This window comes from Streptococcus sp. HMSC066F10 (assembly GCF_001813805.1).
GTDB classification, from domain to species: Bacteria; Bacillota; Bacilli; order Lactobacillales; family Streptococcaceae; genus Streptococcus; species Streptococcus vaginalis.
Genome location: NZ_KV813972.1, coordinates 1 through 21,822, shown reverse-complemented (window position 1 = coordinate 21,822; position 21,822 = coordinate 1). Strand labels below are relative to the sequence as shown.

At 38.1% G+C, this 21,822-nt stretch carries 24 protein-coding genes, 3 pseudogenes and 1 riboswitch; of the genes and pseudogenes, 5 read left to right on the top strand and 22 right to left on the bottom strand.

What is annotated here, in order from left to right; translation table 11 throughout:
- Positions 1-78 precede the first annotated feature (78 nt).
- The 8 genes and pseudogenes from HMPREF2933_RS04570 to HMPREF2933_RS04540 form a co-directional block, all read right to left on the bottom strand.
- Positions 79-2,132, bottom strand: a pseudogene (locus tag HMPREF2933_RS04570) (cation:proton antiporter).
- A gap of 11 nt (positions 2,133-2,143) precedes the next feature.
- A pseudogene (locus HMPREF2933_RS09705) lies at positions 2,144-2,397 on the bottom strand (hypothetical protein).
- 12 nt (positions 2,398-2,409) lie between these two features.
- Positions 2,410-2,958 (bottom strand): tRNA 5-(aminomethyl)-2-thiouridylate-methyltransferase MnmM, encoded by a 549-nt coding sequence (locus HMPREF2933_RS04565; protein WP_024051505.1) that lies wholly within the window; start codon positions 2,956-2,958, stop codon positions 2,410-2,412.
- Positions 2,952-3,896, bottom strand: coding sequence for a tRNA modification radical SAM protein MnmL/YtqA (locus HMPREF2933_RS04560; RefSeq protein ID WP_003023668.1), 945 nt, complete (start codon positions 3,894-3,896; stop codon positions 2,952-2,954). The genes HMPREF2933_RS04565 and HMPREF2933_RS04560 overlap by 7 nt, the downstream gene beginning before the upstream one ends.
- 41 nt (positions 3,897-3,937) lie before the next feature.
- Complete coding sequence (locus HMPREF2933_RS04555; protein ID WP_024051504.1) at positions 3,938-4,264, bottom strand: MGMT family protein; 327 nt, start codon at positions 4,262-4,264, stop codon at positions 3,938-3,940.
- A gap of 30 nt (positions 4,265-4,294) precedes the next feature.
- Entirely contained in the window at positions 4,295-4,945 is a 651-nt protein-coding gene (locus HMPREF2933_RS04550) for a phosphatase PAP2 family protein (RefSeq protein ID WP_024051503.1), read from the bottom strand.
- Positions 4,935-5,498 carry an ECF transporter S component gene (locus HMPREF2933_RS04545; RefSeq protein WP_024051502.1) on the bottom strand — a complete coding sequence of 188 codons (564 nt, stop codon included), beginning with the start codon at positions 5,496-5,498 and terminating at the stop codon, positions 4,935-4,937. Before HMPREF2933_RS04545 ends, HMPREF2933_RS04550 begins: the two co-directional genes overlap by 11 nt.
- A gap of 148 nt (positions 5,499-5,646) precedes the next feature.
- Positions 5,647-5,871, bottom strand: a riboswitch (FMN riboswitch).
- 68 nt (positions 5,872-5,939) lie between these two features.
- Positions 5,940-6,452 carry a tRNA (cytidine(34)-2'-O)-methyltransferase gene (locus tag HMPREF2933_RS04540; protein ID WP_024051501.1) on the bottom strand — a complete coding sequence of 171 codons (513 nt, stop codon included), beginning with the start codon at positions 6,450-6,452 and terminating at the stop codon, positions 5,940-5,942.
- Between the two features lie 356 nt (positions 6,453-6,808).
- Here HMPREF2933_RS04540 and trkA point away from each other — a divergent pair.
- The 3 genes and pseudogenes from trkA (at position 6,809) to HMPREF2933_RS10095 (ending at position 10,725) form a co-directional block, all read left to right on the top strand.
- Positions 6,809-8,072, top strand: a pseudogene (gene trkA / locus HMPREF2933_RS04535) (Trk system potassium transporter TrkA).
- Positions 8,073-8,075: 3 nt separating this feature from the next.
- Positions 8,076-9,515: a TrkH family potassium uptake protein gene (locus HMPREF2933_RS04530; RefSeq protein WP_070672582.1), complete on the top strand. Its 1,440-nt coding sequence runs from the start codon at positions 8,076-8,078 to the stop codon at positions 9,513-9,515.
- Between the two features lie 385 nt (positions 9,516-9,900).
- Positions 9,901-10,725, top strand: a complete 825-nt coding sequence (locus HMPREF2933_RS10095) for a peptidoglycan bridge formation glycyltransferase FemA/FemB family protein (protein ID WP_024051498.1) — start codon at positions 9,901-9,903, stop codon at positions 10,723-10,725.
- A 326-nt stretch (positions 10,726-11,051) separates the two neighbouring features.
- Here HMPREF2933_RS10095 and yidD read toward each other — a convergent pair whose 3' ends face one another.
- The 14 genes from yidD to HMPREF2933_RS04455 all read right to left on the bottom strand — a co-directional run bounded on the left by yidD (position 11,052) and on the right by HMPREF2933_RS04455 (position 20,465).
- On the bottom strand, positions 11,052-11,306 hold the full coding sequence (gene yidD, locus HMPREF2933_RS04520) for a membrane protein insertion efficiency factor YidD (RefSeq protein ID WP_042753912.1): 255 nt from the start codon (positions 11,304-11,306) through the stop codon (positions 11,052-11,054).
- A complete protein-coding gene (locus tag HMPREF2933_RS04515; RefSeq protein WP_024051496.1) occupies positions 11,306-12,031 on the bottom strand; it encodes a pseudouridine synthase in 726 nt (241 codons plus the stop codon). Before HMPREF2933_RS04515 ends, yidD begins: the two co-directional genes overlap by 1 nt.
- Positions 12,018-12,584: an SMC-Scp complex subunit ScpB gene (gene scpB / locus HMPREF2933_RS04510; RefSeq protein WP_024051495.1), complete on the bottom strand. Its 567-nt coding sequence runs from the start codon at positions 12,582-12,584 to the stop codon at positions 12,018-12,020. Before scpB ends, HMPREF2933_RS04515 begins: the two co-directional genes overlap by 14 nt.
- Complete coding sequence (locus HMPREF2933_RS04505) at positions 12,577-13,287, bottom strand: segregation/condensation protein A (RefSeq protein WP_024051494.1); 711 nt, start codon at positions 13,285-13,287, stop codon at positions 12,577-12,579. The genes scpB and HMPREF2933_RS04505 overlap by 8 nt, the downstream gene beginning before the upstream one ends.
- Positions 13,287-14,018 carry a site-specific tyrosine recombinase XerD gene (xerD, locus tag HMPREF2933_RS04500; protein WP_024051493.1) on the bottom strand — a complete coding sequence of 244 codons (732 nt, stop codon included), beginning with the start codon at positions 14,016-14,018 and terminating at the stop codon, positions 13,287-13,289. Before xerD ends, HMPREF2933_RS04505 begins: the two co-directional genes overlap by 1 nt.
- On the bottom strand, positions 14,015-14,476 hold the full coding sequence (cbpB, locus tag HMPREF2933_RS04495; protein WP_024051492.1) for a cyclic-di-AMP-binding protein CbpB: 462 nt from the start codon (positions 14,474-14,476) through the stop codon (positions 14,015-14,017). The genes xerD and cbpB overlap by 4 nt, the downstream gene beginning before the upstream one ends.
- On the bottom strand, positions 14,473-14,994 hold the full coding sequence (locus tag HMPREF2933_RS04490) for a metallophosphoesterase (protein ID WP_024051491.1): 522 nt from the start codon (positions 14,992-14,994) through the stop codon (positions 14,473-14,475). Before HMPREF2933_RS04490 ends, cbpB begins: the two co-directional genes overlap by 4 nt.
- The gene (locus tag HMPREF2933_RS04485; protein ID WP_024051490.1) at positions 14,970-15,956 is read right to left on the bottom strand and encodes a nucleoside-triphosphate diphosphatase; all 987 of its coding nucleotides are present in this window, start codon (positions 15,954-15,956) and stop codon (positions 14,970-14,972) included. The genes HMPREF2933_RS04490 and HMPREF2933_RS04485 overlap by 25 nt, the downstream gene beginning before the upstream one ends.
- A complete protein-coding gene (racE, locus tag HMPREF2933_RS04480; protein WP_024051489.1) occupies positions 15,953-16,747 on the bottom strand; it encodes a glutamate racemase in 795 nt (264 codons plus the stop codon). The genes HMPREF2933_RS04485 and racE overlap by 4 nt, the downstream gene beginning before the upstream one ends.
- A 93-nt stretch (positions 16,748-16,840) precedes the next feature.
- A complete protein-coding gene (locus HMPREF2933_RS04475; RefSeq protein ID WP_003031614.1) occupies positions 16,841-17,089 on the bottom strand; it encodes a YneF family protein in 249 nt (82 codons plus the stop codon).
- A 54-nt stretch (positions 17,090-17,143) separates the two neighbouring features.
- Positions 17,144-18,394: a diaminopimelate decarboxylase gene (locus tag HMPREF2933_RS04470; RefSeq protein ID WP_024051488.1), complete on the bottom strand. Its 1,251-nt coding sequence runs from the start codon at positions 18,392-18,394 to the stop codon at positions 17,144-17,146.
- A gap of 84 nt (positions 18,395-18,478) precedes the next feature.
- Positions 18,479-19,162 carry a Bax inhibitor-1/YccA family protein gene (locus HMPREF2933_RS04465; RefSeq protein WP_024051487.1) on the bottom strand — a complete coding sequence of 228 codons (684 nt, stop codon included), beginning with the start codon at positions 19,160-19,162 and terminating at the stop codon, positions 18,479-18,481.
- 25 nt (positions 19,163-19,187) lie between these two features.
- Positions 19,188-19,679 carry an HDIG domain-containing metalloprotein gene (locus tag HMPREF2933_RS04460; RefSeq protein ID WP_024051486.1) on the bottom strand — a complete coding sequence of 164 codons (492 nt, stop codon included), beginning with the start codon at positions 19,677-19,679 and terminating at the stop codon, positions 19,188-19,190.
- Between the two features lie 45 nt (positions 19,680-19,724).
- Complete coding sequence (locus HMPREF2933_RS04455) at positions 19,725-20,465, bottom strand: TrmH family RNA methyltransferase (protein ID WP_024051485.1); 741 nt, start codon at positions 20,463-20,465, stop codon at positions 19,725-19,727.
- 31 nt (positions 20,466-20,496) lie between these two features.
- On the opposite strand from HMPREF2933_RS04455, the gene HMPREF2933_RS04450 reads away from it, so the two are divergent.
- Together HMPREF2933_RS04450 and yidC are read left to right on the top strand one after the other, a co-directional pair.
- Positions 20,497-20,775 (top strand): acylphosphatase, encoded by a 279-nt coding sequence (locus HMPREF2933_RS04450; RefSeq protein WP_022526596.1) that lies wholly within the window; start codon positions 20,497-20,499, stop codon positions 20,773-20,775.
- A 79-nt stretch (positions 20,776-20,854) separates the two neighbouring features.
- Positions 20,855-21,772, top strand: coding sequence for a membrane protein insertase YidC (gene yidC / locus HMPREF2933_RS04445; protein ID WP_024051484.1), 918 nt, complete (start codon positions 20,855-20,857; stop codon positions 21,770-21,772).
- Positions 21,773-21,822: the final 50 nt, after the last annotated feature.

Genomic DNA, 21,822 nt, shown 5'->3' with positions numbered 1-21,822 from the left:
TAAACGTTGCACTTTTTATTGCAATTTATCGTTTAAAAAAGAGTGAATTCGCAACTAAGTGCTCAATCCACTCCCGTTTTATTTCTGTCTGACATAGTTCATCATGTCGTATGGTAATGTATTGGCGGTTTCTTTGAGAGAATAATTTTCTAAATTATTGACATTTTGACGGAGAAATTTTGCATAACTAGCTGAAATCAGCTTTTCGTGTTCGTATTCAAAAATAATCTTCCGCTCCAAATAATAACCTCGTAGCATTTCCTTGATATTATTCGGTTTGATACGCGTGATAACCCGCTCAATAAAACACTGCTTTCAATAATTGCTGTCTCACGAATACGCGAATCTTGTAAGAAATTGATAAGCGCAGTATTATAAACGCCCTTCAGATTTTCTAAACTCCCGATAATCACTTCTGTATTGGCTAGATACAGTTCGGCAATCTCTTCTCTTTCAGCCTTACTAGGCTTTGCTCTATCTTGATTGAGCCAATTACGGAAAGTAGAGCCAAACGTAACAATCTCATGTAACAATAAGCGAGTCATTCTGAAAAAGCTAATCAAAAAATAAGTGAAGCGCGAAGCAAGGTTGCGGTTGATTCTTTGCTCCATATTCCATAAATAACGTTGGTAAATGGAATAGGCACGGTTGCTTATTTTTCTTTCTTCGTAGGCTTGTTCCAAGCCGTCACTTTCAATACTCAGCATCAGCAATTGCAAATCTGTCAAATCTTTTTGAACAGATTTTCCTTCCTGCTCCAGGATAAGATTTTCTATTCGTCCATGATAATTATCAATAGCCGCGTAAAGCGGAGCCTTGACTTTGGTATGTTTCAAATCTTCTTCTAATTCTTGGACAACGTCATTTAAAATAGCAATATGCATGAGGTAGTCGGATGATTCTTCTTTGTTTTCTGATAAACGAGGTAATATTACAAGCCCTGTCAAAAAACTAAGCAACGTAACCCCAGCCACCAAGAAAAGCAAGAGAGGATACTTTTGTTCTAACGCTGTTGGAATCAAGAGAATGGTCGCAATAGACACCGTTCCTTTCACGCCTGAAAAAGTTAACAGAGCAATATCTCTCCAATATTTCGACATTCTCTTTTTCAAACGCAGACTTCTCCAGAAATAAAAGCCATAAATCATGACAAAACGAATGGCAAATAGCACAATCGTCAGCAAAAGAATCGTTAGAAGGAGCCAGAGATTATCATAAACCGGACTTTTCAAAATGGGTTCAGCTATCGTTTCTAACTCTATTCCTAAAATGACAAAGACCGATCCATTCAGCATAAATGTGACAGTTTGCCAAATCGTATCTGTCACGGTATCAACTTGAGCTTCTAATAAAGTAATCCTTTTAAAACGACTAGCCTTAAAAATCCCTGCCACGACCACTGCAATAATTCCTGATACATGGATTTCTTCGGCCAAAAAGAATGTCAGCAACGGTAAACTTAATTCTAACAACAGTTCTCCTGCTGTGTCTGAGGCTCGCACCATATACAGCAGCTTTTGCAATTGACGATTTAAAAAAGCAGTTAGACCACCCACAATAAAACCGCCAATGATTGAAAGGATAAGTGAGGTGCTGGCTTCCTGAGCTGAAAATTTCCCTGTTGTCCAAGCCGTCAGGGCAAATTGAAAGGCAACTAAACCACTCGCATCATTTAGCAAGCCCTCCCCTTTCAAAATATTTTCTACACGTCTTGGAAAGGTAAAGCGCTCAGATAAGGACGCAAAAGCCACTAAATCAGTCGGACCCAAGGCGGCTCCAACTGCGATACAAGCTGCAAGAGGAAGGGACACCCATAGCCAATGTGACAAAAAGCCAAGACTAAAAGTTGATAGAAAAATAACTGGAAAAATCAGATAAATAACAATCTTCCAATGCTTAAGAATACTGGTAATATCGCTTTCTTCTGCTTCTCGAAACAGTAGCGGTCCAATGATTAAAGCTAGAAACAGCTCCGTCTCTAAATGAAACGTTCCAACTGGAATGAAAAATCCCAAGCCAATCCCTAATAGAATTTGTATGAGTGGCGTTGGCAAGCTTGGAAATAGCTTGTTGGTGGCATTTGAAACAATCAGAACAGATAAAAAGATAATAATATAAAGGAGTAAGTCCACCTTTTCCTCCTTTATTTTTGCCTACAGCATTTTTCAAAAAGCATCTTCTGCTCGGAGATTTTTTGCTCTATTTTCGATAAATCGCGATGCTCAATCATTTTTTGACAGCGCTCCATTTCAAGATTGACTAATTTTTTCTTAATCCGAAGCATTTTTTGCTCATCTGCGCATCATTTACTTGCTTTGCTAAGATTTCTCCATTGGTTGAATCTAGATATTGACTGCGCAAGCAGCTCAATTTTTCATGTAGATATTGCTTATCCATTTTTCTCTCCACTTAGGTCATTTTTAATTTCTCAATCATCACTAAAAAGGGGGGCTGATTGATTTGGTTGATTGTTTTATAAAGGGCGACAGTAAATTCCTGCTGCGGCAATTGACTAACAAAGTCTAAAACTGCATCTCGCTCCACATCGCCACCTGCATGCCCATAGTAAATCATGATTGCAATCCGACCGCCAGCTACTAAACGCTGACATAATTTTTCCAAAGCCTGAATAGTTGTATGTGGCTGCGTAATCACTGTTTTATCTGCCGACGGAAGATAGCCTAGATTAAAAATAGCTGCTTTAATACTTTCAACATATTGATCCACATTTTCGTGACCTGTCAAAAGCAGTTCAACATTGTCCAATTTAGCTTCTGCCAAGCGCTTGGTAGTTTGCTCAACGGCTTGCTCTTGAATATCAAAAGCATACACTTTTTTAGCCAGTCGTGCCAAGAAAAGCGTGTCGTGCCCATTGCCCATAGTGGCATCAACGACGATGTCTTCATCAGTCACTACTTCCTCTAAAAAAGCATGTGCCATTTGTAATGGTCTTAACATATAAATCGTTGCTCCTTTGCTTTACACCCTTGAACGCTGCCGCGACGGTTCATTTCCTGTTCAATCGCATTGAGAACTTCCCATTTGTTGAGGCTCCACATAGGGCCAATTAACATATCTCGTGGCGCATCGCCTGTAATCCGATGAATGACGATATGCTTAGGGATTATTTCTAATTGGTCACAAACAATTGAAACATACTCATCTTGGCTAAGCAGCTGCAAGCGTCCTTCATGATAATCTCGTTGCATGCGTGTGTTGGTCATTAAATGCAAAAGATGTAATTTAATCCCTTGAATGTCATTGTCTGTCACACAGCGGCGAACATTTTCTATCATCATTTCGTGAGTTTCACCAGGTAAGCCATTGATTAAGTGAGAAACTATCTCGATTTTTGGAAATTTCCGCAGACGTTGAACCGTTTCAACATATAATTCATAGGAATGTGCGCGGTTAATCAATTGCGAAGTAGCTTCATAAGTCGTCTGCAAGCCCAGCTCTACCGTCACATGCATGCGTTCGGATAATTCTGCTAGATAAGCAATCGTCTCATCAGGCAGGCAGTCTGGTCTGGTTCCAATGTTAATACCTACAACTCCTGGCTCATTGATGGCTTGCTCATATCGCTCACGAATGACCTCCACCTTATCATGGGTATTGGTGAAATTTTGAAAATAAACTAGATATTTCTTGACTTCAGGCCACTTTCGATGCATAAAATCAATTTCCTTGTAAAATTGCTCACGAATCGGTGCTTCTGGTGCTACAATGGCATCACCTGACCCAGATACCGTACAAAAAGTACAGCCACCATGAGCTACCGTTCCGTCTCGATTAGGGCAATCAAAGCCAGCATCAATCGGAACTTTAAAGGTCTTCTCTCCAAATAGTTTTCGATAATAAGCATTTAACGAATTATATGGTTTCATAACTTTCATTGTACCACAAAATAAAACAGAACTCGCGTTCGGAGTTCCATTTACACTTTACTAATGTCCGTTGGCTTCCATTGGTGCTTTTTCAAATCCACACAGCCATTCGTTTTAAAAGTCACTCCTTCGGCCCAAAGGAGATGTCTCTGCTCCTCCCACGCTGGCGCTAAGCGTCCTGCGGAATTAACCACACGATGGCAAGGATACTTCCCATAAAGTCCAGCCTGAGACAGGGCGCGACCTACCAAACGAGCATTTCTTTCTCGCCCTATCAAATGCGCAATTTGTCCATAGGTAGTCACTTTTCCCACAGGAATCTGCTCAACTATTGACAAAATTTGAGTAATCAGACGTTTATCTAAAACTTTTGCCACCCTGCCTCCTCTAAACTGTCTGCTAACAATCTATTTTTGCTTTCCTGCAAAACGCCATTGGAAGCGCAACTTATCATAATAAGGAAATTCAATATGCAACATCCCTAAACCTAAGAAAAGACTTCCTAAAACATCTGTTGGATAATGAACTCCTAGATAAACGCGAGATGTCATGATTGTAAGAATGAATACCATGAGTAACACTTGCAGCAAATGTCTGAGATGACGATTTTTCACGCGCTGGCTCACAATAATCACTAACGCCCCAACAACTAACGTCGAAGCCAAGGCATGTCCACTCGGAAAAGAAAATCCACCTTCTTCTACTAAATGTTGGATCGTAGGACGAGGACGTTGATAGACATTTTTCAAAAGAGCCACTAAAATTCCCGTCAAAGCAAGATTTCCAGCCAAAAGAATCGCCTCACTCCACCATTTTTTATAAAGGAAAAGACCAACTAAAACTACAACCCAAGTTATAATAACGGGTATGTTGATTAGACTTGTCACGTTAGAAAAGAAAAATGTCAAAGAATCTGGTAAATCCCCACGCAAAATTGTCTGAGTTGGCCAATCAAAGCCTTTTAAATAATTAGGATGAAACTTGACAACATATCCTAAAATCACAAAAAGTAAAAGGGCAAAAGAGCCCTTGGTTAAAAACGTTTGTTTATTTTTCATACTTGATTAAAATTGGTTTCAAAAGCAGATAAATCAGCCAGAAGGCAACTGCAAAAACCACACCTTCTAATAGATTAAATGGAATGACCATTGCAAATAGATAGTTTGCCACACCCAGAATCTTTGAAATATCAAAATTAGCAAATGTTGTATAGAGTGGAATAGCATAGGCATAGTTGAGAATCAGCATTGCCAAGGTCAATCCGAGCGTCCCCACCACAGAAGCGATTAGAAAACGAACGGTTGTCTGCTCTTTTTTCCAAATCAAAGCAAAAGCAATTACGAAAACAGCAACCGCAATGATATTCATCGGCAAGCCAATATAAGTATTGACGCCTTGATTGTTCAGCAGCAGTTTGAGCGCCGAACGAACCAATAAAATGCTCAAAGCACCACCTAAATCCAACACCACTAATCCCAGTAAGATTGGTAAAATACTGAAATCTAGCTTTAAAAAGCTAGCCCCCGGTAAAATCGGGAAATCAAAGAACATCAGCAAAAATGAAATTGCTGAAAGAATGGCAACAACAGCCATTTTGCGTGTATGTGTCATAACAGGTTCCTCCAATTTATAAAAATTAGAGAAGCTGGAAGGCTTGCTGAAGAACGATTTCTCTAAATCAACGGAACCTTTGAAATAGTATAAGAAAATTTCCTTAAATAAAATTTAAAAGCTGTACTTTTAGACCTTCTTCATTGCCTCTCGTCTTCTCCCATCCAGACTGTACTGTCGGTTGTGGAATTGCACCACATCAGCTTACGCTCGCGGACTTAAAACAGCTATCCAGTTGGCAAAGATTTTGTTTTTAAATGAAGTGGCGTTTCAAAGGTACACAAAGAAACTACAACGCTATATAAAAACAAAAGATTGTCAACAGCTGCAAATTACCGCCGGTCGGGAATTTCACCCTGCCCTGAAGACCCTTTAATCATAACAAAAAAAGCCTGCTAGAGCAAGCATTTTATCCGATGTCGTCCATTCTTTTAAGAAATCCTATTTTAATTTGTCATGTGCATAGTGATGTACTAGCTCCAAACCTGCAAAATTCTGTTGCCGCAGGGCTTCATACACCAGCATACAGACTGTATTTGACAAATTCAGACTTCTGACATGTTCATCATTCATAGGAATACGCAGGGCTTTTTCAGAATGATCACGCATAAAATCTTCTGGCAATCCCTTATCCTCACGCCCAAACATGAAATAGTGATTTCCAACAGTTGCAAAATTTTCTTCCGCATAAACCTTCTCCGCAAACTTAGAAATCAAATACAATTGTCCGTCCATTTTACTCATGAACTCTTCTAAATTGTCATAATAAGTAATGTCCAGCTTATCCCAATAATCCAAGCCAGCCCGTTTCATCTTACGATCATCAATCGGGAATCCCATTGGTAAAATGATGTGAAGCGATGAATTCGTTGCTGCGCAAGTCCGTGCGATATTTCCTGTATTTTGAGGAATTTGTGGTTCAAAAAGAACAATGTGATTTTGAAATGTTGTCATATGTTATAACCTTCTCACCTACCTTAGTGAACTGTGATTGCTATCAAGCAAAAAAATAGCCACACTGCCCGGAGTCAAGCTCAGCAGACAGCGTGGTTTAAGGCTCATTAACTTACATCACAACAGGTTTGAGGTAAATCAATGAGGGTACTTTCTTAGTATATCACTTTATTAGCACATGTCAACAAAAAAACTTTATTTTTTCATATTTTCTAGATTTTTATGATGAATTTTCAAGTTTTATCTTTTTATTTTCAATTACTGGACTCTTCTGAATAAAATATCTCTTTTTCTTTCTTCAAAATGATGAAATTTTTGCAAAAAGGGTATGATAGGATATACTTGGGAGGTATAAGATGAAAATTATTGTCGTTGGTGGCGGTAAAGTCGGAGCTGCACTCTGCCGTTCACTTGTGGCGGAAAATCATGATGTGATTCTAATCGAACAAAATGAATCTGTCCTCAATAGGGTTACAAAACGTTATGATATTATGGGCATTGTGGGTAACGGTGCCAATTTTAAAATTTTAGAACAGGCTGATGTCGGACATTGTGACATTTTTATTGCCATGACGGAGCAAGATGAAGTCAATATGATTTCAGCTGTATTAGCTAAAAAATGGGGGGCAAAAGAAACGATTGTTCGTGCTCGTAACCCAGAATATTCAAATTCTTATTTTAAAGAAAAAAATATTCTTGGTTTTTCGCTCATTGTTAATCCTGAGCTACTAGCAGCCCGGTACATTGCAAATATCATCGAATTTCCTAACGCGCTTTCCGTGGAGCATTTTTCAAATGGACGTGTCAGTTTAATGGCCTTCAAATTCAAACAAAATAGCAACCTCTGCCAGATGACTTTATCTCAATTCCGAAAAAAATTTGGAAATGTTCTGATTTGTGCCATCAAACGCGATAACCAATTGTTCATTCCAGACGGTGAAATCACCATTTTTCAGAATGATACTATCTATGTCACTGGAAACCGAGTTGAGGTTATTCTTTTCCATAATTTCGTTCGACCAAAAGTCATAAAAAGTCTGATGCTCATTGGAGCTGGGAAAATTGCTTATTACCTACTCAATATCCTAAAAAATAGCAAAATAAAACTGAAGGTGATTGAAATCAATCCGAGACATGCTGAATGGTTTAGTCAAGAATTTCCACATTTACATATTGTTCAAGGAGACGGTACCGCAAAAGACATTTTACTAGAAGAAAGTGCTCCGCACTATGACGCTGTTGCCACTTTGATTGGTGTCGATGAGGAAAATATCATTTCATCTATGTTCCTTGAAAGCATGGGTATTCAAAAAAATATCACGAAAGTCAATCGGACTAGCTTGCTTGAAATCATTGACAGTCAGGAATTTTCAAGCATTGTAACACCAAAGAGAATCGCTGTTGACACGATTATGCACTTTGTCCGCGGACGTGTGAATGCCCAATATTCTGATTTACAAGCCATGCACCACCTTGCCAATGGACAAATCGAAACCCTGCAATTTCAAATAAAGGAAGAAAATAAAATGACTGGAAGACCACATTCAAATAGGCGACCAAATCATCGTCACGACACTAATCCAAAATATCATGCAAATATATGATTTGTTAGAGAGGTAAGCCATGAATAGAAGTATGATTCGTTTCCTCCTCTCAAAATTGTTAATCATTGAAGCAGGACTGCTACTGATTCCCCTCATTGTAGCATTTATCTATCATGAACCCAATCAAAACCTGCTCTCAATTAGCGCTACAATTGGCATTCTCTTGGCAGTCGGACTTTTAGGCAGTTCTTTTAAGCCCAAAAATCATCATATTTATGCCAAAGAAGGGGTTTTAATTGTCGCCTTATGCTGGATACTTTGGTCCTTCTTTGGGGCGCTTCCTTTTGTTTTTTCAGGACAAATTCCTCATCTCATCGACGCTTTCTTTGAGATCAGTTCAGGCTTTACAACAACTGGAGCTTCTATCTTACCAGACGTCTCTGTTTTGTCACATTCCTTACTCTTTTGGCGTAGTTTTACCCACTTAATCGGAGGTATGGGAGTACTCGTCTTTGCTATTGCTATTATGGAAAATAATAAAAATGGTCATTTGGAAGTAATGCGAGCAGAAGTCCCTGGTCCTGTTTTTGGTAAAGTTGTCTCTAAATTAAAGGATACTGCACAAATTCTCTATTTGCTGTATTTAGCACTTTTTGCTATTTTTGTAGTGATTTATTATCTGGCAGGCATGCCTCTATTTGATAGCTTGATCATTGCCATGGGAACAGCGGGAACAGGAGGCTTTAGTGTCTACAATGACGGAATTGCTCACTATAACAGCTCTCTCATTACGTATCTAGTCAGTTTTGGAGTACTTATCTTTGGAGTGAATTTCAATCTCTATTACTTTTTACTATTGAGGAAATTTAAAGCAGCCTTTGGCGATGAAGAATTGCGAACTTATCTCATTATTGTAGCATCTGCAACGATTTTCATCTGCCTTAATGTCTTTCATATCTACCAAAACCTCTCTCAAACTTTGGAGATTTCATTTTTTCAAGTCTCTAATATTATTACTACAACCGGCTTTGGTTTTGGAGACACCACGGCTTTGCCACTCTTTTCTCAGTTCATCCTCCTCATTCTTATGTGTATAGGGGGTTCTGCTGGTTCAACCGCCGGCGGTTTAAAGGTAGTTCGTTGCTTAATGCTGGTTCGCATTGCTAAAAATCAAGTATTGTCCACCCTCTCACCAAAGCGGGTATTGACTCTGCACGTCAATCATAGTGTAATTGACAAATACACTCAGCATAAAATCTTAAAATACCTTGTACTTTATACGATGATTATCATCTTTCTCATTTTCATCGTTAGTTTAGATAATAATAACTTGATGACAGTCGTCAGTGCCGTTCTTAGCTGTTTCAACAACATTGGACCAATGTTAGGAACAACTGATAGCTTTGCCATCTTTGGTCCTATTTCCAAACTCCTACTCTCTCTTGCAATGATCGCAGGGCGTTTAGAGATTTACCCAATGATCCTGCTCTTTATGCCACAGACATGGTCCAAACGATAGCATATCGCCTGAAAATCGCTGGTCATAAAACTAATATCTCAGACTGTAGACAAACCACCATTTTGGTAGGTTTGTCTTTTGTTTTCTAGAGAAAATGCTCCTTTGGATTGTTTTTTTATTTTCTTTTATCAACTAAGCCATAAATAAAATCCGTAAGAAACCTGAATTTCCTATGGCTTCGTTTGCCTATTCTTTTATAAATACAAAATTTTGGTGAATTAAAAATTTCATAATATTAAAATTCAAGAGCAAGTATTTTGACAGGGTTAAATTCTGGGTGATAAAATAGTTCAAAATAAAAACGTTTTCAAATAAGAAATAATTTTATTCTGTAGCTTCACCAGCTCTTTTTATTAACCTACAAATGATTAAGGAGTACAGAACAATGCCTTTAGAAATAATTACTAAAGAAGCATTTAAGCAACATTATCAAAAAGCGAAACGAAAATCCTTTATCCAATCCGTAGAAATGTCTATTCTATTGAAAAAAATAGGATATAATGTTGAGTTCATTGGCTTCTTTGATAACAATCAATTACAAGTATCAGCATTATTATTTAGTACAAAAATGGCAGGTGGTCCATACCTAGAAATCAACTCTGGACCTGTTGTCACTAATTATGAGTTCTTGCCTAAATTCTATGAAGAGTTAAAAATCTATGCAAAACAATTAAATGCTATAGAGCTGGTTGTGAAACCCTATGATATTTATCAAGTCTTCAATAGTAAAGGCGATCCCATTAGTACAGAAAAGAAGGAACTTGTATCTATGCTCACCAACCTGAATTACCAATTTGATGGCTTGCAAAAGGACTATCCTGGAGGTGAAGGTGATTGGCATTTTGTAAAAGACCTAGATGACTTAACAGAAGAAACATTACTAAAGTCTTTTACTAAACAAGGAAAATCATTAGTCAAAAAGGCTAAAACATTTGGTATAGAACTGCATAAACTTAAACGTAATGAGCTTTATAAATTTAAGCAGATTACTTCATCAACTTCTGAACGTCGCAACTATAATGATAAGACTTTAGATTATTATGAAAAATTTTATGATAGCTTTGGAAGCAATGCAGAATTTATTATAGCGAGCATAAATTTCAAAAATTATCTGGAGCATTTACAAAATAATCAGGATGAATTATCTAAAAAGATTAAATTACTACAAGATTATCTTGAAGAAAACAACCATTCCTCTGAAAAAAACTGAATCAATTTCGAGAACTATCTAGTCAATTTGAAACATTTGAAATACGAAAAAACGAAGTATACCAACTATTAAAAAAGTATGGAGACAAAAGTACAATATTAGCTGGCAGTCTTTAGATTTCACACAGCGAATGCCTTTAAAACTTTTCAATTCTCATTGAGTATGAGATGAACCAGCAACAAAAGGCCAGCGAGAAATACAAAAAACGAGCAATTTTGATTTTCTGTTAGTTAGAATGTCAAAATTGTCCGTTTTTCTTATTTGTAATATTAAGTTATAGTATTTTATAAAGAATCTCTGGTTGACCACTTTATAGAGGATGCGTCTCAACCTCTTTCTTTGTCTTCTGCATAATTGCGCTTCAAACTAAAAACATCTGGTACAGGATCATCTCCTCCTTCTGCCCAAGGATGACAACGCAAAATACGTGCAATTCCCATTAAGACACCTTTAGCACCGTGCTTTTCAATCGCTTGAATCATGTAATTTGAGCAAGTAGGCTGATAGCGACAAGAGGGTGGAAAGGCTGGCGAGATAAACTTTTGATAAAAACGCACTGGTTCGATAAAGATTTTTTTCATCATTTTTTCTTCGTCACAGCTAGGTTATGTAACTGGCTGACCTCTTTTTTATTGAGACGGCGAGCTTCACCCGGACGAAGACCAGTTAAATTCAAATGACCAAATTGCGTACGAGAAAGTTTATCTACTTGCAAGCCAACAGCTTCAAACATCTTTTTCACTTGGTGATTTCGTCCTTCATGAATGGTCAACTGAACAACCGAACGATTCTTAACCGGGTCTACTTTCAGAATTTCGTAAACCGCTGGTTTGGTTTTTTTGCCATCAACTTCCACACCTTTGGTCAAGGGACGGAGAACTTCTTTATCAGCCATTCCCTTGACACGAGCTACATAGACCTTATCAATTTCATTTCGCGGATGAATCATCTCATCTGTAAAATCGCCATCATTTGTCAAAATCAAAGCACCTGACGTATCCCAATCAAGTCGACCAACTGGATAGATTCTCTCTGTGACATTTGGCAACAAATCAACTACCGTTGGACGACCTTTATCATCTGTCACGCTAGAAATGACACCGCGAGGCTTGTTTAAGAGATAGTACACTTTTTCTTCATTGTAAATTGGCTGACCACTGACCTCAACACGATCACCTGACTTAATCGTCGTCGCCAACTCACGAACAACTTGTCCATTCACAGTGACAAGCCCTTGTTTTATCAACTCTTCTGCCTTTCTACGGCTCGCAATCCCAGCATGGGCAATATATTTATTGATTCTCATCCTCTATCCTTTCAGTAAATAGCTGACTTTCTTCTGCTATTAACTCTGTCTCTTCTACTATTGGCAATTCTTCTAAGCTATTAATTCCCATATAATCCAAAAAATAATCCGTTGTCACATAAAGATTTGGGCGCCCTAGCACTTCTTTTTTTCCATTTTCACGAATCAAGTCAAATATCTGCAACTTTGAAATCGCACCACTAGAATTGACCCCACGAATCTCATCCACTTCCATTCTCGTAATAGGCTGCTTATAAGCAATAATGGACAAAGTTTCCAAGGCGGCTCTTGATAAACTTTGATTGATCGGGGCTTTTGAATATTTCCGCAACAATTCAGCAAAATCTTGCTTGGTAACAATTTTATAAGTATTCGACGTCTCTAACAAGGCAAGACTTGAATCTTCATCTTTTTGATACTTTTCTGCCAATTTCTCCAAACTCTGTGTCACTCCCGTAGGAGGCATAGAGAGGAGCTCTGCCAGTTGACGGACACGCAAGCCGTCCTCGCCCGCCACAAAGAGCAGGGCTTCAATCTCTGCTAACTTACTCATTTCTTTTTCCTATTAGATAAATATTCCCAAAATTTTCTTCTTGTATCACTTGAATTTCCTGAACTTTTACTAATTCCAATGTCGCTAAAAATAAGGTAATCACTTCATTCATATCTTTTGTTTCTGAAAAAATGGCTTGCAGAGCAATTTTTTCTTGAGAATAACAGCGTTCACGTATCACATCCATCATGTCTTCGATTTTATATTCATCTTTGACAATCGTTGTATGACTTTGAGCAAATTCTTCTCTTTTTTGCGTCATCAATTTAGAAAAAGCCAAAAATAAATCAATCGTTGTCTTATCATGGAGCAATGTTGCACCTTCATACACCAATTCAATTTTAGGTTTGGAATAATAAAGAGCTCGTTCTTCATGTTGCTCAGCCATTTTCTCACCTAATAATTTGAACTTCCGATATTCCTCAATTTGAGAAAGCAAATCTTGCTCCAAATCTTCTTCAGTTTCTAAGCTATCAGCTACTTTGGGTAAGAGTTTTCGGCTTTTAATCAACATGAGCTGACTTGCCATTACCATGTATTCACCCGTCACTTCTAACTTCATAGCTTGAAGCGTCGCTACGTAAGCCAGATATTGCTCAATAACCTCTGTAATCGGCACATCATAGATATCCATTTGGTATCTTGACACCAAATGAAGCAATAAGTCCAATGGGCCTTCAAAATCTTTAATTTTTATGTCCATTATCTGTATTTTTCCAACGTCATCATTGTTTTCAAGCCTAAATTGCGCGCAATTTCATATATTTCTACGCCTTTTTCTCGCTGGCGTAAAATATATTGCTCCCGCAAACCCTGAGCTGATAAAGTAGCTTGATTTTTTTCAATCAAAAAAGCCTCTAATTGACGAAAGCCCCATTGCCGCGAATAGCTTTTTCCATTCTTTTCTAACAAGTAAGTTCCTTCCAGAGTTGTTTCCAATTCTCCAATCAATTGGTCTGGAATGGGCACAATACGCTTTTGACCTGCTTTCTCAATGCGAATAATCTGAAAATCCAGATTGACATCTGCTACTTTCAACTGCAAAATTTCGCTTGGTAAAAGCCCCATTTCTAAAATGAGAAGCGCAATCAAGCGACCGTTGTATTGATTTGTATCTGCATAAAAATCAGACAAATCCAAAATTTCCGCATCGTGTTCTTTCGGGATTCCCACTTTTGGCAACTCCAAACGATAAAAATCTGAAATCAATCGTTGCTTATATAAATAATGCAAAAATTGATTGATAGCAGATAATTTTCGTTTCTGAACAGAAGGTTTAAAGTCAGCGATAGAAGCTTGGTAAATCCGCAGATTGGTCTCTGTAATTTTTGCATGGGTCACATCTACGAACTGCTCCAAATCATAAAAATAAGCTGTTTTTGAATTGTCAGATAAATTTTTTCCTTCTAAAAAGGTTGTTATTTCTTCTTTCATTTTGGATGAATCTCGTATTCATTCGCAAAACTATGCAAAAGAGCATTAACTGCTTTTAGGATAGATTTGCGTGTAATAATTCCTTGAAATGTATTGTCCTGATCAACGACTGGCAAGAAGGACTCATCTACTAACTTATGCAGCACTTCTGTCAATGTAAAATCCGGACCGACTGTCAGGTCATCTTTTTTCGCCATGTGAACAATATCCGTTGTCATAAATTCCTCATCAGGGATTTCATGCTGCATTTGGTAAGACAAGATATCTGTCAGCGAAATAGTTCCAACAAACTTTTTCTGATCTGTCACAACGGGTACTCGCGAATAGGTCATCTGACTCAACAACAAAATAGCATGATCAGCATTGTGAGTATCAATCAAGACAGCTAAGTTTTCTGCCGGTGTTAAAAAAGTATCTTCTTGCTGTAAGAGAAAATTTTCAAATTCTTTGGCAATCATCGAGTAAACTCCTTTGATAGGCGAGAATACAGTTCGTGTTGACGCGTATAATAGTCCACTTGAAATGCATCATCACTAATCTCTACCTTAGCATAAAGTCGCTCATTGATAACACCTCGCGGTCGGCTGATAGAACCTGGATTTAAAAAGAGTGTTTTTCCTTCCATCCACGCATCTGGAATATGTAAATGCCCATACAAACAAATATCTGCATTTACCTCTTGTGCCCATAAGTCCAATTTTTGAAAACCAAAATTGATCTGTTGAAGATGTCCGTGAGTTTGCGCGATAATCGTGCCGTTTAAGTCTGTCACTAAACGATCTGGATAACCATCATAGAAATCCATGTTCCCAGCTACAACGTAAATCCCTTGCCATACTTCATCATCACTTGGCAATTCAGAATCACCATTATGAAAAATAGCATCTACTTTTCCGAGATAATAGGTCTTTATCTCTTCTACAATAGCACGATCTCCATGAGAATCACTCATTACGATGATGGTTTGTTTTGCCATGTTGGAAATACCTCCACTAATTTTTGAACTGCTTGAGCTCGATGTGATTGAGCGTTTTTTTCTTCCATTGTTAATTCTGCAGATGTTTTGCCTGTTTCACCTACTAAAAATAAAGGATCATAGCCAAATCCATTTTCACCTTTCGGCTCAAAATTGATATAGCCTGACCAGTCAGCCTCTACGACCAGACTTTCTTTGTCAGGACTTGCCACCACAAGAGTTGTATGAAACTGTGCAGAGCGGTCTTTCAAGTCGAAAACCATTGCCAATTCATGTAGCAATTTTGCATTGTTTTCTAAGTCTGTTGCATCATTTCCAGCAAAGCGAGCAGACCAAACTCCAGGAAGACCACCTAGTGCATCCACTTTTAAGCCTGAGTCATCCGCCAATACCATTTTGCCAGTCAGCTTAGAAATGGTCTCTGCTTTCAAACGAGCATTTTCTTCAAAAGTCATTCCAGTTTCTGCTACCTCTGGCAAATCAGGGTAGTCATTCAGGTTTTCAATTTTGTAGCCTAATTTTTCAAATATTTTACGAAATTCAGCAGTTTTTCCTTCATTGCGAGTAGCGACTAAAATCGTATCTCCGACTGTCAAACCTGACAAGTTTTTCTGAGAAAAGAAATCATTCAGCTGAATCCCATTTTTAGGCAAATGCACTAAAACTAACTGTCCTTTTTCCGTAATCAGAATAGCACCTTTATGAAATTGCGCCTGAAACTGTGAATCTTGATTTTCATTAATCATTTGCAGGACAAATTGAACAAAAGACATTATGGAGTTATATTGAATCACTGCAACAGAAAAAGACTGCTCTTCAACTACTAATTGACGGAGCCCTTCTTCCATGCGACTCAATTCTTCTGAAACGACGTCTTTAAAATAGAATCCACCACCATAGGGAGACCATTCTCCAACATACCAATCTTGGGTATCTTTATACTCATAAATTTTGCTACTCATAAGGTCACATGCTCCACATTTATTTCTTTATTTAGCCACGTTTCTGCAATTTCAGCAAAACTTTTCGCATTTGCTGTTGTAAAAAAGCGGTGTTGAGGAAGTTCTCCTTCTCTGCTGTGATTGATTTCAAAATAATTGAGCAAAACAGAAATGTCCCGCACGCATTCTGCTCCACTATCAATCAGTTTCACTGTTGGTCCCATTACATTTTGAATGATTGGTTTTAGCAAAGGATAATGCGTACAGCCTAACACTAAAGTATCTACCCTGCCTTTTAGCGGCATCAAGCTCTCATAGACCACTTTTTTCGTAATGCTAGACGACAGCTCGTTAGACTCTACCAGTGGGACAAACTTGGGACAAGAAAGACTTGTCACCTCCACTTCTGGTAAAAGACGTTCGATTTTTTGCCGATAAATATCTGATTGAATCGTCATTGGCGTTCCAATAATGCCAATCGTCCCATGTTGAGAGGCTTTAATTGCTGCGCTAGCTCCCGGTAAAATCACTCCCAAAACTGGAATATCCAATTTTTCTTTGATTTCTTCCCAAACCACAGCAGTAGCTGTATTGCAGGCGAGAACAATCATTTTGACATTTTTAGTTAAGAGAAATTGCACTAATTGCCATGTATACTCGCGAATCTGATCTGCTGGTCTGGGACCATAAGGCGCACGTGCAGAATCACCGATATAAATCACTTCCTCATGTGGAAGCTGCCGCATCAATTCACGAACAACTGTCAAACCGCCCACTCCTGAGTCTAAAAAACCAATTGGTCGATTATCCATAAGTTCTTCTTTCTAAAGAAGGGACTGGGTGCAAGTCCCAAATCCCCATTCATTTATCTCTTTAAAAATCAAATTTTATACTGTTTTAACAGCTTATTTTTTCTTTTTAGCATTTTCAAGTGCTGCTTTTTGTTGATTTTTAATTTGACGATACACTTGTTGTACCTTTGCTTCATTTGGCTTTTGTCCATTTGCAGATAGCATCGTACGAACCGCATCAATATTCAAACGTGGATTGTCTGCAAATTCTTTTTCAATTTGTTTGCGAACTAGATACATTCCAGCGAGCATGCCACCAAAAAAAGCCACAATAATCAACAAAATAGCTAATAGTAAATTCATAAATATGTAATCCTCTTTTCCCTTTTTACATCTTCTTATTATATCAAAAATTGTCTATTTTTCAAAATCAAAGCCATACAAAGTTGCGAAGTAGTCCTCTGGTATTTCAGCACGCCGAATCATTCGTACACCGCCGTCTTCTTCCAGTAAAATTTCAGCTGAACGAAGTTTAGCATTGTACTGATGGCCCATTGAAAAACCATGTGCTCCTGTATCGTGAATCACTAAGGTATCCCCAATATTGGTAATCGGCAGTTCGCGCTGAATGGCAAATTTATCATTGTTTTCACAAAGACTGCCGACCACATCCACTATTTCTGTCGGTCCGTCTGGGTGATCCATATTTGTAATATGATGATAAGCGCCATACATAGCAGGACGCAGCAGGTTCACTGCTGAAGCATCTACACCAATGTAAGTGCGATAAGTCTTCTTTTTATGCAATACTTTCGTCACCAATAATCCATGAGGGGCCAGCATAAAACGTCCCAGTTCCGTAAAAATTTTAACCTTTCCTAAACCTGCAGGTGTTAAAATTTCCTCATAAACTCGGCGAACTCCTTGCCCAATCGCTAAAATGTCATTTGCTTTTTCTTCTGGACGATAAGGAACGCCTACTCCGCCTGAAAGATTGATAAAATCCAGGTCCACATTGGTCTCAGCTACGACCTCAACGGCTAATTCAAATAGCTGACGGGCTAATTCAGGATAATAATGATTCGTAACAGTATTAGAAGCTAATAAGGCATGAATCCCAAATTTTTTAACGCCCAAATTTTTTAAATCTTTAAATGCTTGGATGAGTTGTTCTTTGGTCATCCCGAATTTGGCTTCTTCTGGAGAATCCATAATATCTGTTCCCAACTCAAATACACCGCCTGGGTTATAGCGGCAAGAAATAATTTCTGGAATGCTCGCCACTTCCTGTAAAAATGCAACATCTTCATAAGCATCAAGATTGATAGTAGCTCCCAATTCACGCGCAAATTGCATTTCTTTTGCAGGCGTGTCATTGGACAAAAACATCATGTCATTTCCTGAAAAACCTACTTTTTGGCTCATCAAAAGTTCTACATAGCTGGCACAATCTACTCCACAGCCTTCTTCTTTCAAGATTTTCAAAATAGTCGGATTCGGAGTTGCCTTCACTGCAAAATACTCTTTAAATCCTTGATTCCAAGAAAAGGCTTTCTGAAGCGCACGAGCTGTTGCACGAATACCTTTCTCATCATACAAATGAAATGGTGTTGGAAATTGAGCTGTGATTTCAGCTAATTTTTCACTACTGATATAAGGTTCATTCATAACTAGTCTCATACTTTCTTTTCATTTGCTTTATTATATCATAAAAAAAGAAGCTGAAACCAGTCCAACTTCTAATTCTTGCTTTTAATTATCTCTTCCAAAAATACGAAGAATGCTGAGGAACAGATTGATAAAATCAAGGTAAAGGCTTAAGGCGAGTGAAACTGCCCAACCAGCTGCTACATTTCCGCCTGATTGCTCATAGACATAGCGAATTCTTTGATTATCCCAAGCAATCAATCCAGAGAAGATAATCACACTAATAATGCTAATAATGAAATCTAGTCCAGAACTTCTAAGGAAAATATTCACCAAACTAGCGATGATAACTCCAATCAGACCTGCAATAAAGGATCTGCCCAGACCAGAAAGATCTTTTTTGGTAAATTTCCCAATCAATGCCATAGCAAAAAACATCGCTGACGAGGTAATGAAGGCTGCTAAAACCGTTGCTTGTGTGTAAAGAGCCAACACTAAACTAATCGTAAAGCCATTTAAAGCCGAATAAACTAGAAAAGTTGGCAATGCAGCTGGATTGTTTTTGGCAGACATTCCTGAAGCTACCCAGACAAGAACCAACTCAGCAAAAATAGCTAAGTAAAAAATCCAACTATTCGCCATTATTACTGAATAAATCACATCTTGAAATATTGTTAACATCAAAGCCGTGACAAGGGCAGAAATGCCAATCCCCATACCGACTAATGAATAAACTTTAGCGTAAAAACTATTGATACCACTATTTTCTTGAATAATTGTATTGTTCATAAGCTCTCTCCTTTATTGTTATATGTTATGATTTTAACATTTTTCTGTGGAAAAGTCTTCTTTTAGCCATTCTTTTCCGAACTGGCGCCATCGCTTCCTTAATTGCCCAGTATTTATCCACCATGGTGACAATATAAGCCTCTTTATACCGCGGTGGTGCCAATGTTGCTCCCCACATATGCTTAACAATAATATCTTCTTCAACTTTATTCAGCCTGGTCACTTTGCGTGCATTTCGTACTGCTAAACGAGGGTGTACCCAAGCATGGCTTTTATTAAATTTCGTTTCCCGCCAATCATAGTAAAACATATCGTGCAGAAGACCTCCACGCGCGGTACTTTTTGCATCCCAACCTAATTTCTTAGCAATTTTATAACTCGTATAACTAACATGAATCGAATGTTCCAAACGGTTGGAATAAATGTGATGTGTTATGGTTTTTAATTTCTGGACGCGTGGTTGAGCAATCAATTGTCCAACATGATCCATATACTCTTTATCTTCTTTATAAAGCATAGAACCACCTCCATGTGCTTCAAATTATAAATATATTTCTAAATTTTAACTTAAAGAAAAGATGAGAATTCCTGCTGCAACGGCGACATTTAAACTCTCAGCTCGTCCTTTCATCGAAATATGAATGAGGTAATCAGCCGCTTCTGCCATTTCAGAACTAATCCCCTGACCTTCATTTCCCAACACAAGAGCAAAATCCGACAGTGGTGCTAACTCCCGATAATCCATCGAATCTTTTGAAAGTGTCGTTGCCAATATCGGAAATTGTACTTGTTTAGCAAGGTCAAGAAAATCTGCTGTTTTTACTCGATAAATAGGCAAATGAAAATGGCTGCCTTGCATGGAACGCAGAGTTTTCAGATTGTAAATATCTGCTGAATGCTGCGAAATAAACACCCCATCATAGCCAGCCGCATCAGCTGTTCGGATAATCGTGCCCACATTCCCCGGATCTTGCACATCTTCTAAAAAAAGATATTTCCCTTTGAGAACGGAAGGAAGCATCTGTTTTTCAAAAGCAATTTCTGCCACGATGCCCTGCGGTGTTTTGGAATCAGCCAAATCCGCCAAAATTTCTGCCGTCACTACATGAACTTGAGGAAAATCCTGCACTCTGTCGACAAATTCTTCTAAAACAAAGATATGCCGAATTTTAGCTTGTGCATTGACTGCTTCTTCAAATAAATGCCAGCCTTCAATCAAATAAGAATCTTTTCGATATTTTTTTTGAAGTAATTTTTTAGTATTTTTTACCACATTATTAGCTTTTGAGGTTATAATATTCATAGAACTATTATATCACAAAAAGGAGGCTCACATGCAAAAAGTAAGAATGATTGCGCAAGGTCGTGTGCAAGGTGTCGGCTTTCGTTGGGGTGTTTACACACTTGCCAAAGAAATCGGTGGTATCACCGGTCGTGTCTGGAATAATGAAGACGGAACTGTAGAGATTTTAGCACAAGCGAAGAATTCTGCCCTCATGGCAAAATTTATCCAAGAAATCCGCAAAGGACCAACGCCATTTTCAAAAGTCAGCTATTTAGATGTCACAATGGCTAATTTTGATTCCTATTCAGATTTTAAAATTGCAAATTAGGTCTCAAGAACTATTGTATATTTAGAAAAAAAACAGTAGAATAGAAAGGTATTATTTTTTAGAAAAAGGAAACAAACACGTGAAAAAATTAAATCGTATTTTATTCTCAGGGTTAGGGCTGTCTATGCTTCTGCTACTCTCAGGATGTGTACAAGTCAAAAATGGTAAGCCTGTTGGATTGGTCTGGGATATTATCGGAAGACCAATGAGCCTTGCCATTCAGTATTTTGCTAATAATATGGGGCTTGGTTTTGGTGTTGCCATCATCATTGTTACTTTGATTGTCCGCTTGATTATCCTTCCGCTTGGACTTTATCAGTCTTGGAAATCAACTTACCAATCAGAAAAGATGAATTATTTGAAGCCTATTTTTGAACCTATCCAAGAACGCATGAAGAACGCTGAAACACAAGAAGAAAAACTGGCTGCTCAGCAAGCTCTCATGGCTGCTCAAAAAGAAAATGGTGTCAATATGCTCGGAGGTATCGGATGTCTTCCTCTCCTGATTCAATTACCATTTTTCTCTGCCCTTTATTTCTCTGCTCAATACACTGAAGGAGTAGCTAAGAGTGTCTTCCTAGGAATTCCACTCGGAAAAGCCAGCATTCTTCTCACCATTATTGTCGGAATTTTGTATTTCATTCAATCTGCTTTGACCCTTGTCGGCGTTGATGAGGTTCAAAAAGAGCAAATGAAGAAAATGATGTACATGAGCCCGCTCATGATTGTCATCTTCTCGTTCACAGCTCCAGCAGGTGTTACACTTTACTGGGTAGTCGGTGGTTTCATCATGATTATCCAACAATTGATTATCAATCATTACATCCGTCCTCAACTCAGAAAACGCGTAGCTGAAGAATATAAAAATAATCCGCCTAAAGCCATTAAAAATTCTGGTCGTAAAAAAGATGTAACACCTCAAGCACAGGCCGTTATTGAAAATAGAAAACAAAATAAAAAGAAAAATCGTAACGCTGGAAAACAACGTTCAAGATAAGCAAAAAAGCTGGAACAATCATGTACTGCCCCCAAAAAGTTAGACAAAAA

Coding starts and splice junctions, on each gene's coding strand:
- HMPREF2933_RS04515 (WP_024051496.1), bottom strand. CDS start 12,031: ATGAGAATCAATAAATATATTGCCCATGCTGGGATTGCGAGCCGTAGA.
- racE (WP_024051489.1), bottom strand. CDS start 16,747: ATGGATAATCGACCAATTGGTTTTTTAGACTCAGGAGTGGGCGGTTTG.
- scpB (WP_024051495.1), bottom strand. CDS start 12,584: ATGAGTAAGTTAGCAGAGATTGAAGCCCTGCTCTTTGTGGCGGGCGAG.
- HMPREF2933_RS10095 (WP_024051498.1), top strand. CDS start 9,901: ATGCCTTTAGAAATAATTACTAAAGAAGCATTTAAGCAACATTATCAA.
- HMPREF2933_RS04545 (WP_024051502.1), bottom strand. CDS start 5,498: ATGACACATACACGCAAAATGGCTGTTGTTGCCATTCTTTCAGCAATT.
- xerD (WP_024051493.1), bottom strand. CDS start 14,018: ATGAAAGAAGAAATAACAACCTTTTTAGAAGGAAAAAATTTATCTGAC.
- HMPREF2933_RS04505 (WP_024051494.1), bottom strand. CDS start 13,287: ATGGACATAAAAATTAAAGATTTTGAAGGCCCATTGGACTTATTGCTT.
- HMPREF2933_RS04485 (WP_024051490.1), bottom strand. CDS start 15,956: ATGAGTAGCAAAATTTATGAGTATAAAGATACCCAAGATTGGTATGTT.
- HMPREF2933_RS04470 (WP_024051488.1), bottom strand. CDS start 18,394: ATGAATGAACCTTATATCAGTAGTGAAAAATTAGCTGAAATCACAGCT.
- HMPREF2933_RS04450 (WP_022526596.1), top strand. CDS start 20,497: ATGCAAAAAGTAAGAATGATTGCGCAAGGTCGTGTGCAAGGTGTCGGC.
- HMPREF2933_RS04490 (WP_024051491.1), bottom strand. CDS start 14,994: ATGGCAAAACAAACCATCATCGTAATGAGTGATTCTCATGGAGATCGT.
- HMPREF2933_RS04475 (WP_003031614.1), bottom strand. CDS start 17,089: ATGAATTTACTATTAGCTATTTTGTTGATTATTGTGGCTTTTTTTGGT.
- HMPREF2933_RS04455 (WP_024051485.1), bottom strand. CDS start 20,465: ATGAATATTATAACCTCAAAAGCTAATAATGTGGTAAAAAATACTAAA.
- HMPREF2933_RS04550 (WP_024051503.1), bottom strand. CDS start 4,945: ATGAAAAATAAACAAACGTTTTTAACCAAGGGCTCTTTTGCCCTTTTA.
- yidD (WP_042753912.1), bottom strand. CDS start 11,306: ATGAAAAAAATCTTTATCGAACCAGTGCGTTTTTATCAAAAGTTTATC.
- HMPREF2933_RS04460 (WP_024051486.1), bottom strand. CDS start 19,679: ATGCTTTATAAAGAAGATAAAGAGTATATGGATCATGTTGGACAATTG.
- HMPREF2933_RS04465 (WP_024051487.1), bottom strand. CDS start 19,162: ATGAACAATACAATTATTCAAGAAAATAGTGGTATCAATAGTTTTTAC.
- cbpB (WP_024051492.1), bottom strand. CDS start 14,476: ATGATTGCCAAAGAATTTGAAAATTTTCTCTTACAGCAAGAAGATACT.
- HMPREF2933_RS04565 (WP_024051505.1), bottom strand. CDS start 2,958: ATGTTAAGACCATTACAAATGGCACATGCTTTTTTAGAGGAAGTAGTG.
- HMPREF2933_RS04540 (WP_024051501.1), bottom strand. CDS start 6,452: ATGACAACATTTCAAAATCACATTGTTCTTTTTGAACCACAAATTCCT.
- HMPREF2933_RS04530 (WP_070672582.1), top strand. CDS start 8,076: ATGAATAGAAGTATGATTCGTTTCCTCCTCTCAAAATTGTTAATCATT.
- HMPREF2933_RS04560 (WP_003023668.1), bottom strand. CDS start 3,896: ATGAAAGTTATGAAACCATATAATTCGTTAAATGCTTATTATCGAAAA.